15 protein-coding genes are annotated in these 13,042 nt (G+C 49.1%); 10 read left to right on the top strand and 5 right to left on the bottom strand.

Annotation, left to right across the window (positions count from 1 at the left end):
- The first annotated feature begins 59 nt into the window (after positions 1-59).
- Entirely contained in the window at positions 60-755 is a 696-nt protein-coding gene (locus ACJJI0_RS11890) for a pirin family protein (protein ID WP_444882731.1), read from the top strand.
- Between the two features lie 23 nt (positions 756-778).
- Here ACJJI0_RS11890 and ACJJI0_RS11895 read toward each other — a convergent pair whose 3' ends face one another.
- Positions 779-1,921 (bottom strand): flavohemoglobin expression-modulating QEGLA motif protein, encoded by a 1,143-nt coding sequence (locus ACJJI0_RS11895; RefSeq protein WP_444882732.1) that lies wholly within the window; start codon positions 1,919-1,921, stop codon positions 779-781.
- A 508-nt stretch (positions 1,922-2,429) separates the two neighbouring features.
- On the opposite strand from ACJJI0_RS11895, the gene mbhE reads away from it, so the two are divergent.
- The 7 genes from mbhE to mnhG are packed head-to-tail and all read left to right on the top strand — an operon-like array spanning position 2,430 to position 8,166.
- Positions 2,430-4,715, top strand: a complete 2,286-nt coding sequence (gene mbhE, locus ACJJI0_RS11900; protein WP_444882733.1) for a hydrogen gas-evolving membrane-bound hydrogenase subunit E — start codon at positions 2,430-2,432, stop codon at positions 4,713-4,715.
- The gene (locus tag ACJJI0_RS11905) at positions 4,712-5,131 is read left to right on the top strand and encodes a Na+/H+ antiporter subunit B (RefSeq protein WP_444882734.1); all 420 of its coding nucleotides are present in this window, start codon (positions 4,712-4,714) and stop codon (positions 5,129-5,131) included. Before mbhE ends, ACJJI0_RS11905 begins: the two co-directional genes overlap by 4 nt.
- A 1-nt stretch (position 5,132) precedes the next feature.
- Complete coding sequence (locus tag ACJJI0_RS11910) at positions 5,133-5,507, top strand: Na+/H+ antiporter subunit C (protein ID WP_252083283.1); 375 nt, start codon at positions 5,133-5,135, stop codon at positions 5,505-5,507.
- Positions 5,504-7,024 (top strand): Na+/H+ antiporter subunit D, encoded by a 1,521-nt coding sequence (locus ACJJI0_RS11915; protein WP_444882735.1) that lies wholly within the window; start codon positions 5,504-5,506, stop codon positions 7,022-7,024. The genes ACJJI0_RS11910 and ACJJI0_RS11915 overlap by 4 nt, the downstream gene beginning before the upstream one ends.
- A 2-nt stretch (positions 7,025-7,026) precedes the next feature.
- Complete coding sequence (locus ACJJI0_RS11920; protein WP_252083285.1) at positions 7,027-7,500, top strand: Na+/H+ antiporter subunit E; 474 nt, start codon at positions 7,027-7,029, stop codon at positions 7,498-7,500.
- Complete coding sequence (locus ACJJI0_RS11925) at positions 7,500-7,835, top strand: cation:proton antiporter (protein WP_252083286.1); 336 nt, start codon at positions 7,500-7,502, stop codon at positions 7,833-7,835. The genes ACJJI0_RS11920 and ACJJI0_RS11925 overlap by 1 nt, the downstream gene beginning before the upstream one ends.
- A complete protein-coding gene (mnhG, locus tag ACJJI0_RS11930) occupies positions 7,822-8,166 on the top strand; it encodes a monovalent cation/H(+) antiporter subunit G (RefSeq protein ID WP_444882736.1) in 345 nt (114 codons plus the stop codon). Before ACJJI0_RS11925 ends, mnhG begins: the two co-directional genes overlap by 14 nt.
- A 31-nt stretch (positions 8,167-8,197) precedes the next feature.
- Here the strand turns inward: mnhG and ACJJI0_RS11935 are convergent, their stop codons facing one another.
- The 4 genes from ACJJI0_RS11935 to ACJJI0_RS11950 are packed head-to-tail and all read right to left on the bottom strand — an operon-like array spanning position 8,198 to position 10,955.
- Positions 8,198-9,298, bottom strand: coding sequence for a 5-(carboxyamino)imidazole ribonucleotide synthase (locus ACJJI0_RS11935; RefSeq protein ID WP_444882737.1), 1,101 nt, complete (start codon positions 9,296-9,298; stop codon positions 8,198-8,200).
- Positions 9,299-9,303: 5 nt separating this feature from the next.
- On the bottom strand, positions 9,304-9,795 hold the full coding sequence (gene purE, locus ACJJI0_RS11940; RefSeq protein WP_286036982.1) for a 5-(carboxyamino)imidazole ribonucleotide mutase: 492 nt from the start codon (positions 9,793-9,795) through the stop codon (positions 9,304-9,306).
- A gap of 6 nt (positions 9,796-9,801) precedes the next feature.
- Positions 9,802-10,731: a sodium-dependent bicarbonate transport family permease gene (locus tag ACJJI0_RS11945; protein WP_444882738.1), complete on the bottom strand. Its 930-nt coding sequence runs from the start codon at positions 10,729-10,731 to the stop codon at positions 9,802-9,804.
- Positions 10,732-10,733: 2 nt separating this feature from the next.
- Entirely contained in the window at positions 10,734-10,955 is a 222-nt protein-coding gene (locus ACJJI0_RS11950; RefSeq protein WP_444882739.1) for a hypothetical protein, read from the bottom strand.
- A 114-nt stretch (positions 10,956-11,069) separates the two neighbouring features.
- Between ACJJI0_RS11950 and ACJJI0_RS11955 the strand changes: the two genes are divergently transcribed.
- A complete protein-coding gene (locus ACJJI0_RS11955) occupies positions 11,070-12,023 on the top strand; it encodes a LysR family transcriptional regulator (RefSeq protein ID WP_252083291.1) in 954 nt (317 codons plus the stop codon).
- Between the two features lie 253 nt (positions 12,024-12,276).
- Complete coding sequence (locus ACJJI0_RS11960) at positions 12,277-13,041, top strand: OmpW/AlkL family protein (protein WP_444882740.1); 765 nt, start codon at positions 12,277-12,279, stop codon at positions 13,039-13,041.
- Position 13,042 lies beyond the last annotated feature (1 nt).

Here is a 13,042-nt window from a genome sequence, read left to right on the forward strand (position 1 = left end):
TAACCATTATCTATCATAGCCCTATCATCACAACCAATCTTATTAATAGGGATCAGGCTATGTATTATTACAGACCCTCACAAGCACGTGGTAGAGCCCGTTTTGGCTGGCTAGATAGTAGACATAGCTTTTCTTTTGGGCATTATTACGACCCTAATCATATGGGGTTTTCTGTACTGCGTGTTATCAATGATGACACTGTTATACCTGGTGCAGGATTTGATACTCATGGCCATCGGGATATGGAGATTATATCCTACATTTTGCAGGGTGCGATTGAACATAGAGACAGTGAGGGTAATCGTTTGGTCGTATCCGCTGGAGAGATTCAGAGGATGAGCGCGGGAACTGGCATCACTCACTCGGAATACAACCACTCACAAACGGAGCAGCTTAAATTTTTGCAAATCTGGATTGAACCGAATCGCCAAGGCATAAAACCCAGTTACGAACAGCAGTCAATCCCACAACGGGATAAGATGACTGCGCTTATCACCCCCGATGGAAGCGGAAACACACTCTCCATACATCAGGATACCAGTCTATACCGTTTGCAATTAAACACCGGAGAAAGCATTACAATACAAACCCATGAGCGGCCCGGCTACTTACATGTCATTGAAGGTGAGGCCAGTGTAAATGATAAATCTATACTGGCCTCAGGGGACGGCCTGGGTTTATTCAAGAAACAAGTACAACTGAAAGCGATAAAGAATAGCATCACGGCCCTGTGGTTTGACCTACCAGCCAACTGAATCTAGGTAAGATTCTCTAAAAATTATTTAATCGCATGGGCAATAAACCGTTTAACGGGATCAATAGACTGCGGTTCTTTTATCGCAGGGCTGATAAATTGTGGTACCTGCAGATAGCCTTTATCAATCAACCGAGAAATAATAGGCAGATATTCCACTGATACCTTACCGGTCATAAGGTTATTAAAATCCTTACAGTTTTCCATGGCATTTAACATCTGATGAAAACCTTGTAGATAAAGATAATCCTTGGTGAAGCCACCACCTCGATAGACTCTGGTAGTAATCGTAAAGGCCAGATTTTCCTCCACCTGATATTTTTCTTTGAGCAGGATAAAAGTACGTTTAAAATCCCTCTCTTGTAACATGGATTGTACCGCAACCACCCGCAAGGCCAATACTTTTAGTCTTGGCAGAGTGAGGTATCCAGCCAGGTACTCACACAGAATTGCCAAGCCTTCCTGAGTAGTTGTATTGACCGGGCAACCCAACTCTAGAATTTTCAGCGTCTGGCTACGGGCGTTAAGAGTGGTGACCAGGTGAACCCCCAGCTCGTGGTGAGCCAGCGCAGAGACCTCAGTCTCTGAAATATTGGCATGAGAGTTGATTTTAATCGTACTACCAGCCACCAAAGCATTGGCAATCATATGATCGTCGATGCGAATATCGTAGCTGTAGCCCTGTTTATTAGCGAAGTCACTGAGATACTGCATCATCTGATTTGCATTCAAAAACCGATCATTACTGAATTCCAAATCATCAGGCAAGTGCAGAATAAAATTGGCATTATTTACATCTTTGTCTGTGGGCTCTCCAAAGTAACGCAAGGAGTTATAAACAAAATCATCCGTTCCCACAGAGCGAAACTGATCCAATTTATCGACATAAGATTCGATGATATCGCTATATAGCTGAGTCAGATCCTCATCTGGCAGGGATTCTACTGGAAGGGCATAAAGCAGCCGTTTGCGCTGAAATATGTCCATTTTTTGTTCACGGTATACAAACTGAGGATTAATGGAAAACTTCTTCGAGAAAAACTCTTCTTTCATCACCCGAAAATTTTTTGGCTCAATTGCCGCAAGAATTTCCACCCCACGCACCAACTCAAATAAATCTTGATCTAGGATCTTTAGCTCAGGATGTTCGTTAAGTGACCGATCCATAGTTGCATCCTTTAAGCATATTATTTATGAAATTAGTGAAATTCTTATCTTGCTCAACTACCCAGGAAGCCTCTAAATAGCAGGTATTCTACCATCAAATTATTATCCTACTTCTATTTATGCAATATGGCGCAAATTCATACCCTAAGAAGAACATCTGACTCTAAGTAAGATAAATTTCTTAGTCGAACAAACCGACATTCACCAAGATATTTAGCTTGAGCCCCTAAATACCTCAGATTCTGTAATTGACGGATACCCTATCCAGGTTTTTAAACGATTCTAATAAGAATTATTTCCAACTAGCTGATTGACAATTACTTTTGGCAAAAACCTTCCTAAAAAGTATATATAGAGGTAGCTAGTCGTAATTTCCATTCAATTCGATTCGTATCAATTGAACAGTATTCCAATCGACAGCAACATAATAATCTCGATACTAAGATTCCGCGCCAGCTCTATTGCCAATTCCCTCCTAAAATAGATCGAGGCAATCGGGGATGTATTGATGGGCGCAGTGGGCGACACGGAAGGTCGCAAAATCGATCAGGCTACGCCAGGGAGATGGATATCCCTACTCTCACCTGTGCTTCCGACTATTTTCACCATTATCTTAATGGTACATATGCCGGATATTTCAGCCGGTAAGGAATTCTTCTTTGGCGTTACCTGGGTTGAAGCACTGGGAATTGACCTGCGTTTTTATGTCGATGGCCTGAGTTTCCTTTTTGCCCTATTAATTAGTGGCATTGGAATTTTTGTTACCATCTATGCGGCCGCTTATATGCGCGGCGACATCGATTTGCGCCGATTTTACTTTTACCTCTACCTTTTTATGGTGGGGATGCTGGGTTTGGTTCTGGCGGGAGACTTAATTACCCTATTTGTTTTTTGGGAAATAACAACCATTTCCAGCTATCTACTAATTAGCTATAACAACACCAGCGCCATTGCACGTCGCTCTGCTTTACAAGCCTTGCTGGTCACCACACTAGGTGGGTTGTGCCTACTCGTTGGGTTACTACTACTCGCCTCTCTGGCAGAGAGTTTCGATTTAGTCCAGGTATTAGCTACCGGTGAAACTGTACGAGCAAGCCCTCTTTATTTACCGATCTTAATACTGATATTAATAGGCGCCTTTTGTAAGTCTGCACAGCTGCCCTTTCATTTCTGGCTGCCCAATGCTATGGCCGCCCCTACTCCAGTAAGTGCCTATCTTCACTCCGCCACCATGGTAAAAGCTGGTATTTACTTGCTCGCGCGTATGCATCCAGTGTTAGCACATACCGAGTATTGGGAATGGATTTTGACTTGTACGGGTGCCGCTACGGCAGCGGTAGCGGCCTTGGCGGCGCTGCGACAAACCGATCTGAAGTTGGCCCTGGCGTATACCACCCTGATTGCGCTAGGTACCCTGACCATGTTCCTGGGCTCCGATGCCTCGGCGGCTGTGGCCGCTGCCATTACCTTTCTTATCGTGCACTCTTTCTACAAAGCGGCGCTGTTTATGGTGGTGGGCATTATCGACAAACAGGCCGGCACACGCAATCTCAACAAACTGGGCGGACTCGGCCACTCAATGCATATTACTGTGATTGCGGCTTCAGCGGCGGCTCTCTCCATGGCCGGGTTTCCACCTTTTTTAGGGTTTATCGGCAAAGAGCTTAAATATGAAGGCGCTTTAGCAGTGGCCTCAGAACCGGCGCTGGTTGCCACAGTGGCGGTTTTTGTCAATGCCGTCACGGTAACCGTAGCGGGAATGGTGGCGATCAAACCGTTCTGGAAAAAAAAGCCGCAACATATATCCAATGTTCAAGAAGCACCACTGGGCATGTGGATTAGTCCGTTAATTTTAAGTGGCTTGGGCCTTACTTTCGGTATGGCGCCAGATCTTGTTGGTGGCGGCTTGGTAGAACCGGCACTGAGCGCAATTCTGGGAATCCCAGAGACCATCAAGCTTAAGTTATGGCACGGCATTAATATTCCCCTACTGATGAGTATTCTCACTTTTGTTTTAGGAGTCACCATGTATCTGGGCTTACGACGCATGCGTGCTTGGTTGGCCTGGGATTTCAAATATGCGCCCACCAATGCCGATCAGTTGTGGGATAAATCTCTGGATTTACTCAAAGCCTTTGCCGCACTACAAACCCGTATACTACAAAACGGTATTATGCGGCGTTACCTAACAGTAATTTTTGTCACTGTGTCCCTGGCCCTCGCTTATGCCCTGATACGCAGTGGACAATTTCCTATGGAATACGCTTGGCCACGCCTCAACCTAAAGGAATGGGCCGCCCTGTTATTGACCGTGGGAGGGGCCTATATGGCGGGCTCGGCGCGCAAGCCACTTATTGCCATCTGTGCCCTGGGAGCCCTAGGAGTGGGAATTGCCCTGATCTACTTATTTCTTGGCGCACCGGATGTGGCGATCACCCAACTGCTAGTGGAAACCCTTTACCTGGTATTGGTTGCGGCAATCCTGCCGCGCCTACCGGTATTTAATCCCGGTCGAAAGGTATTGTTCCGCCCACGAGATGCCACCCTCGGCGCGGTTTTAGGTCTACTGGTCACCTTCAGCTTACTTGCGGTACTACAGACACCTCTCGAGAGCCCAACCACCGAGTTTTTTGAAAAAGCATCGGTTCCGGAAGCCCATGGCCGCAATATCGTCAACGTCATTTTGGTGGACTTTCGAGCACTGGACACATTTGGAGAAATTATTGTGGTCTTCACTGCGGCTGTGGCTGCAGTCACCCTACTCGGCCATCAATTGCGGCGAGGTAAGCAATGAATTCGCTGATACTTCAAACCGCAACCCGAGTACTGGTAGCTCTGATTCTCTTGTTCTCTATCTATATGTTACTGCGTGGGCACAATTATCCAGGAGGAGGATTTATTGCTGGGTTGATCGCCGCCTCCGCATTTGCCTTATTTGCCATCGCTTGGGGTATGGAGTCCGCACAGAGTGCCCTAAAGATTCCCCCGAGCACTTTGGCTTCGAGCGGTGTACTCATCGCCGCAGTTTCCGGAATGCTGGGCCTTTTTTCTGGTGAAGCGCCATTCTCAGGACAGTGGCTGCAGATTACCGGTGGTAAAAATACTGGCGGAATCACTATTAGCAATGTACTGATTTTTGATATCGGGGTTTATTTCGCAGTGCTCGGCGCTGTGCTGACCCTGATTTTTGCCCTGGAGGAGTCCAACTAAGATGGAAGGTCCACTCGCTCTCGTTGTTGGCATTCTGATCGCTACCGGTGTCTACCTGATGTTGGCCAGAAATTTACTACATTATCTTTTTGGGCTGATACTCATTAGTAATGCCGCCAACTTGGCAATATTTGTCGCGGGGCGCGTCACTCGCGCCGCCCCTCCCCTAATTCCAAAAGGCATGGAAGTTGCTCCTGGGCCAATTTCCAACCCCTTGCCTCAGGCATTAATCCTTACCGCCATTGTAATTGGATTTGGCCTACTGGCCTTTGCTCTGGCCCTGATTGCTCAGGCCTATAAAGTACTCGGCACCCTGGATGTGGATTCGATGCGTATTGCCGAGCCGGTTTTGCCCAAGAGGGATAAATCCCCTTGAGCTGGTTACTGGCCCTACCCTTCCTAGTACCAATCCTTACCGCACTCACCACTTTTCCAGCGCGAGGGCGAAAGCGCCTGTGTGGTGCTATTTCTGTCTTTGGCTGCACACTTCTACTCGGTGTGACCTTTATCATTCTGTACTTGGTGGAAACAGGCGGCACCCGTGCGGCACAGATGGGAGATTGGGCTGCGCCATTCGGTATCACTCTAGTCGCAGATCGGCTGAGCGCCATTATGCTACTGATTAGCGGTATCGTTGGATTCTGTGTATCGGTCTTTTCCCTGTCTGATATCAGGAAATACCGGGTTAAACTGGGCTTTCATAGTTTCTTCCAGTTATTACTGGCTGGAGTTTGCGGTAGTTTTATTACTGGAGATTTATTCAACCTGTATGTCTGGTTTGAGGTGATGCTGATTGCCTCTTTCGCATTGCTGGTGCTTGGTGGAGATCGTATTCAACTGGATGGCGGAATTAAATATGTAGCACTTAATCTAGTTTCCACATTGCTAATGCTGACCTCTATCGGCATGACCTATGGGCTAACAGGCACCTTGAACATGGCCCAGCTGCATGTCTCTTTAACCACTGTGGATAACCCCACTGCTGTTTCTGCTCTGGCGGTGTTATTTATCTGTGCCTTTGGTATTAAAGCTGCCATTTTTCCATTATTTTTTTGGCTGCCCGCCTCTTATCATGCACCACCTGTCACAGTGACCGCAGTTTTTGCCGGCCTACTTACAAAGGTAGGGGTTTACGCTTTAATCCGCACCTTCACTCTTATTTTTCCCAGTGAGCTGGAGTTCCCCCACACTATTTTGCTGGGCACTGCATTATTGACCATGCTCACCGGCGTATTGGGCGCAGCTGCACATTATGAATTTCGTAAAATTCTCGCATTCCATATCATCAGCCAGATTGGCTTCTTGGTACTGGGCTTGGCACTCGATACGCCACTGGCATTGGCCGGAGCGATCTTTTATACCATTCATAATATCGTCGCCAAAACCAATTTATTTCTTATCAGTGGTACTGCCAAACGCCTGACAGGCAGTTACGAATTAAGCCAGATTGGAGGCCTCTATCGGGCCAGTCCACTGCTTTCTGTTTTTTTCTTTATCGCCGCCTTCAGCCTGGCCGGTTTTCCACCGTTGTCGGGTTTTTGGGCCAAACTATTGCTATTGAAGGCAAGCCTAGATCTAGACGCTTACTGGGTTGTGGCCGTGGCCTTAATTACCGGAGCCCTGACCCTGTTTTCCATGAGCAAAATTTGGGCGGAAGCTTTTTTAAAGGACCACCCGAAGGACTATTGTCAGAGTTTAAAGAATATTCCCCAGCTGGAGCGCTACCAGCGCCTATTGCCGGTGGCATTACTAGCCCTGATCACTCTAGTGCTCGGGCTGGTACCGGGCCCTTTAATCGACTACTCACTGGCCGCGGCAGGGGAATTGTTGAATCCAAGTGATTACATTGAGGCAGTACTGGGAATGGAAACCCAATACGCGGGGAACCACTGATTATGCGCGTATTTTTACTCAATTTAATATTGGCCATTAGCTGGTCGGCCCTGACCGGTAATGCGACACTGACAAACTTTTGTTTTGGTTATTTTGTCGGTTATCTGGCATTGCGGGTTTCGCCCAAGATCCCTGAGGGAACCAAGTACTTTCAGCGTCTACCCCGTCTAATCCGCCTAGGCAGTTTTTTTCTACAGGAACTGGTACTTTCAAGTTTACGTGCAGTCTTGGAGGTGTTCTCACCAAAATTACAAAGCCGTCCACAGGTAGTGCGGCTACCTCTAGAAATAACCGATCAAACCCAGATTTTTATACTGGCGAATTTAATATCACTCACACCGGGAACGGTAGTTCTGGAAATCACTCCGGATAACTCTGAATTTTTGGTACACACTATGTTCGTTGATGACCCAGATATTTTTCGTGAGGAGATTCATCTGGGATTTGAGAAGCGCGTGCGGGAGGCGTTTTCCTGATGCACAGTACTATCGTTGATATCAACGCGCCGCTAATCGTAGCGGCCATTAATGTCTCATCACTCATTTTATTGCTGGCTCTGGCCATGTGTTTTATGCGAATTTTTCTCGGTCCAACACTGGCAGACCGGGTTGTAGCCCTCGATGTGCTGAATATTCTTGCAGTGGCCTATTGCGCCCTGTTGGCGATTGCCTCGGGAGAGCCAGCCTATCTGAGTGCGGCCATTGCCCTGGCGCTAGTAGCCTTCCTGGTGAGTGTCGCCTTCGCCCGCTTTATCGAGAAAAGCGGAAAAAAGACCGTATTACAAGAGGGAGGTGGCAGTGGTATTCGATGAGGTTTTTATCGCTACCCTTTTGCTAGTGGGCAGCCTATTCGGTTTTAGTGCGGCTTTGGGTTTGTTACGGATGCCGGATTTCTACACTCGCATGAGCACTTCGGGCAAAGCTGCCACCCTGTGCTGCGGACTGTTACTGGGGGGCGTAGCCGCGATGTTCCACGATACCCAGGTAACCGCACGCGCAGTGGCGGCGCTGCTATTTTTACTCTTCACTGTGCCCATCGGGGTGCATATGATTGCGCGAGCAGCCTATCGGGTAGGCACCCCTATGTGGCGAGGCAGGACCGCCAGTCCCCGTTTCAAAAATCCGAAGAGGGACTTACAGTAGTCCTGCCAGTAGTCCTGCCCAGGTGAATCAGTTACTGCTGATAGAGATCGGTAATCATCGCCTCACAGCGCTGAGCCAACTCTGCTGAACTGTCATCCACTAAGAGCACATGGCCCATCTTACGCCCGGGACGGAGCGTCTTGCCATAGAGCCAAACTCCCTCATTCTTGCCTGTTGGCGCTCGATCCACACCAAGCATATTGACCATGGCAGCGGGTCGTGGGCACTCGGTGTCACCCAGTGGCATATCCAATATCGCACGCAGGTGATTGGCAAATTGGCTGGTGTCCGCACCCACTAAAGTCCAGTGACCGCTATTGTGGACCCGTGGCGCAATTTCATTCACCAGCAAGCCTTCACTGGTGACAAAGCACTCCACTGAGAGTACGCCCACATAGTCCCAGTCATCCATCAGCTTTTGCAAATAGGCACGGGCACTGGCCAATAATTGCTCATCCTGATAAGGCGCCTTGGAGAGTAACAGCGTACCTTGGCGATGCAAGTTCTCAGTTAGTGGGTAAGTCTTTACTTCCCCTGAAACAGAGCGGGCACCGATCAGGGAAACCTCACAGGAAAAATCTACCGAGGCTTCCACCACGCAGGGCAGATCTTTGGCCTCTTCTATGGCTTCCTGCAGCTCTGCTGCATCTTTCACCCGCCACTGGTTCTTACCGTCATAGCCATTTTCACAGCTCTTGATAAACGCTGGATAACCGAGCTTATCCAAGGCATTCAGTAATTCATCGCGCCCCTGCGCCGGCATAAAAGGCGCAACCGGAAGACCACTCTCAGTAAGTGCCCGCTTCTCTCTCAAGCGGTGTTGGGCTTTCTCAAAAACATGGGGATCTGGGTAAACGGGACAGAAGCGTTGCAACGCTCTCAACAGCGCCACATCCACCTGCTCACGCTCGGCGGTAATCACCTCAGGGCAACCAAGTGCCTGAAATAAATCCTCGCCACTGCCCGCCTCATCCAGCCTGACTATTGTGCCGAGACCTTCAACACAACCCGCGTCCTCGCCCTTCTCCGCCAGGAAACTAAATGTTATACCGAGGGGCTTACCCTCTTGTGCCATCATCTGCGCCAGCTGCCCGCAGCCGACAATAGCGATATGTCTGGTTACTTCACTCACTGACTTCACTCCACCGTTAGCGGAACCTGGTCAGTTTGACGCTCGCGCCAAGCGATCAGTCGCTCCTGTAGTTCAGCATCGCCCAGGGAGAGCATCTGTGCCGCCATCAGGCCTGCGTTATAAGCCCCAGAGGCACCTACCGCCTGGGTAGCTACGGCGATACCTTTAGGCATCTGCACGATGGAAAGAAGGCTATCCATTCCGGTCATAAAACGGCTTTCAACAGGCACGGCAATCACTGGCAGCGGGCTCATAGCGGCAATCATTCCCGGCAGGTGGGCAGAGCCACCAGCTCCGGCAATAATCACCTGGGTGCCGTTTTTGTGGGCTTCACTGGCGAATTCCACCAGACGCTGGGGGGTTCTGTGAGCGGACACAACCGCAGTGGCAAAAGGAACCTCCAGCTCGTTCAAGGGTTTGGTGGCATTGGCCATGGTGGGCCAATCCGATCGCGACCCCATAACGATGGTGACTTTTTCAAAGGGCAGTGATTTCACTTGCGGCTAACTCCAATGTTGAACAAACGCCAGGTAGACGGGAATCGCCACCAGGACATTGAAAGGGAACGTTATCGCCAGGGACAGTGTGATGGACACGCTGGCATTGGCCTGCGGCAGAGCCACAGACATAGCTGCGGGCACCGCGATATAGGAGGCGCTGCTACCGAGTACTGCCAGCAGGAAAATTCCTCCCGCCGACAACCCCAGTAATGCTCCCAGGGCACCCCCGGCTGCACCGCCTAGCAGGGGCATAAATATACCAAAACTCAGCAAGAACGCACCCTGCCCGCGCACATCTGCCAGTCGCGCCGCCGCGACTCTCCCCATTTCCAGCAGAAAAAGAGCCAGCACACCGTGAAATAACTGACCAAAGAAAGGCATGACTGCTGCTGTACGCTCACCGGCCCAGGCCCCGATGGCGATCCCGCCAAGCAGGAGAAGAACCCCCTGATTGCAGGTCAACTCATGGGCCAGGCGCCCCTTATTGCTGTTCTGCATCGACTTCCGCGCAAGGAGAATTCCCACCACGATAGCCGGAACTTCCAGTAAGGCCACAAATAAGGGGAAATAGGCTTCGTATTCGATGTCCTTCGCCTCCAACAGGGCCACCGCCACAGCATAGGTGGCGACACTGACCGACCCGTAGTGGGCTGCAGTAGCCGCTGCATCCAGACGACTCCACTTGCCTATCCAATAGAGAAGTGGGAAGGCCAACAAAGGAAGCAGTGCACCAAAGGCCAAAACTGCGAGAGATTGGGGAATCAGGGTGGAAGCGGAATAAGTACTGAGCGCCGCTCCACCCTTGAGCCCTATAGCCAGCAGCAGAAAGATCACACAGCTTTGGTAGAGACCGGTGGGCAGGCGTAAATCACTACGTACCAGCTGTGCCAGAGCCCCAAGGATGAAGAAACCAACTACAACATCCAGCTGCATGATCAGTGCTTCCCGCACTTGGAGCGATCGCGACGTTCAGATAGGGGTAGTCGAATTTTCTGGGGAACGCGCTTCATTAGCACGTAACCCACATTGGCAAGCAACACCACCAGCCCCACCACCATTAGTGCAGCGGCATCAATACCAACCAGCGCCAATACCCATCCAATGGACATAACTAACAGTCCTACCAAGGTACCAAAGTAAAGTTGTGACTTGTGCATGCAGGGGCCCCTCCCATGGATTGAAGTGGGGGCATTATCCCTAGGTAGACCAATAGATAAAAATAGATAATGATTATGCTAACTATCATCTTTTATCTATGAATAAGAAAAAACATGTTATCCAGCAGAGCTCACTCCCGCATCGGCACTGTCAGGCAGTTGGAGGTTTTACTTACAGTATATGAACACCGTAGTATCAGTGGCGCCGCAAAAGCGCTGCACCTGACTCAGCCCAGTGTGTCCATGCAGTTGGCCAAGTTGTCTGGTGCCGTAGGCTTGCCCCTCTACTACGCCGTAGGCAAGCAATTGCAATTCACTGAAGCCGGACAGACTCTGGTGGACAGTGCCCGAGAAATCCTCAAGAGCTATGAATATCTGGAATTAAAGCTAGCCAGACTGCGCGGTCTAGAAACAGGGCGTTTACAACTGGCAGTCGTCACTACCGCCAAATATTTTATTCCCCACCTGATTGGCGAATTTTACGAGCAGCATCCAAAGTTGGATATTCTCTTTCGCGTGGGTAATCGTCAGCAGATCATCGACTACACCAGTGAGGATGAGGATGATTTTTATGTGTTCAGCCATCCTCCCAAAAACCCTGATCTGGAATTGGTGGAATTCCTGCCCAATCGACTGTTGGCCATAGCACCGGAGAAGCACCCGTTAGCAGGTAGAAAAAAAATTCCCCTTGAAGAGTTTGCCAGCGGTCCCTTCCTGCGGCGAGAGGAGGGCTCTGGAACCCGTCACGCCATTGAGCGTTTCCTACAGGAGAGACATATCGACCTCAATATTCGCATGACCATCGAAAGTAATGAAGCGATAAAGCACGCTGTAATGTCAGGGCTCGGGGTATCTATTCTCTCCGAACATACTCTCGCATTTGGCGGCCATTCCGGCCTGTCAATTTTAGAAGTGGAATCACTGCCAATTATTACCCATTGGTATCTGGCCAGGCGAAAGTCCCGTCCATTATCTCCTGCCGCCGCAGAATTTCTTGAGTATGCCCGCAACCTTGAGACGGTACCGGTAGAGAGCGGTATCGCTTGGCCTCTATCTCCCAATCAATAATCCATAGTGTAAAAGCACAGAAAAATTCAGTATTTGAATTGGCTAACTCCGCACACAGGTTAAACCTCTTGGCTGATAGCCAATCTTCCACCAAAAAATCCCGATTTAATACTCGTCAAATTTCCTCTGCACCTGCCGAATCCTGCTACTTTTTGGATACCTATTGGTGAGTCCAAAATCACCAGTTATCTAAATGTAACAGGAAACAATAAATGACGCCGGCCGTCATCGATTTTCATAGAAAGGTATAACGATGAAAGTCCAGGGAATAATTTTCAGACTCTTTATATTCCTTTTAGCCACAAGCACAATCAGTGTTAAAGCTCAGGAAGATTGGCGCAACATTGACTGGGGTGAATTTATAGTTCGCTTCGGGCTCAGTTATGTTGCTCCCAATGATGCCGGAACTTCACTGAAATACCGCGTATTACAACAATGGGACTTATATAATTCGACCTGGGAAATAGACACAGCACAAACTTGGCAAATTTCCGGAGTATGGCGCCCCTCAGACCGCTTGGGGTTCGAGCTGATGCACATTAACAGTGCTGCCTATGATGTGACCCTCGACAACTTTACTGGCAACCCAGGCAGCAGCCAAATTCAACTGGGGGATTTTAAGGTATCAACCACTCTCGCCTTTGCTAACTGGTATTTTCTCGATCCATCCTATTTTTTTAGACCCTATTTAGGCGCCGGTATTAACTATACCGATTACCATACGGTTTCTATCAGCCGTCAATTTGATGAATATTTGATGGACTCAGGTATGTCAGTGGCGCCAGGGTCTCTTAATATGGGGCATTCCTGGGATTGGGCTCTTCAAGGGGGAATCGACTTCAACCTAGATTTCCGTCAATTTCGTTATCCTCTGTTAATTAATCTGGCGGCTCTTTACTACTTATCAGATACCGACCCCACAGTTAACTTCCCCACAGAGTTAGGATCAGACCGCCTCTACGCACACTTTGATTACAACCCCTGGATCATCAATGTTGGCATTGGCACCAAGTTCTGAG

The sequence above is a fragment of the Microbulbifer mixtoriginis (SeqCode) genome (assembly GCF_052466695.1).

Bases quoted from the DNA above. Each gene is read 5' to 3' on its own strand.
- ACJJI0_RS11890 (WP_444882731.1), top strand. From the start codon at position 60: ATGTATTATTACAGACCCTCACAAGCACGTGGTAGAGCCCGTTTTGGC.
- ACJJI0_RS11895 (WP_444882732.1), bottom strand. From the start codon at position 1,921: ATGGATCGGTCACTTAACGAACATCCTGAGCTAAAGATCCTAGATCAA.
- mbhE (WP_444882733.1), top strand. From the start codon at position 2,430: ATGGGCGCAGTGGGCGACACGGAAGGTCGCAAAATCGATCAGGCTACG.
- ACJJI0_RS11905 (WP_444882734.1), top strand. From the start codon at position 4,712: ATGAATTCGCTGATACTTCAAACCGCAACCCGAGTACTGGTAGCTCTG.
- ACJJI0_RS11910 (WP_252083283.1), top strand. From the start codon at position 5,133: ATGGAAGGTCCACTCGCTCTCGTTGTTGGCATTCTGATCGCTACCGGT.
- ACJJI0_RS11920 (WP_252083285.1), top strand. From the start codon at position 7,027: ATGCGCGTATTTTTACTCAATTTAATATTGGCCATTAGCTGGTCGGCC.
- ACJJI0_RS11925 (WP_252083286.1), top strand. From the start codon at position 7,500: ATGCACAGTACTATCGTTGATATCAACGCGCCGCTAATCGTAGCGGCC.
- ACJJI0_RS11945 (WP_444882738.1), bottom strand. From the start codon at position 10,731: ATGCAGCTGGATGTTGTAGTTGGTTTCTTCATCCTTGGGGCTCTGGCA.
- ACJJI0_RS11950 (WP_444882739.1), bottom strand. From the start codon at position 10,955: ATGCACAAGTCACAACTTTACTTTGGTACCTTGGTAGGACTGTTAGTT.
- ACJJI0_RS11955 (WP_252083291.1), top strand. From the start codon at position 11,070: ATGTTATCCAGCAGAGCTCACTCCCGCATCGGCACTGTCAGGCAGTTG.
- ACJJI0_RS11960 (WP_444882740.1), top strand. From the start codon at position 12,277: ATGAAAGTCCAGGGAATAATTTTCAGACTCTTTATATTCCTTTTAGCC.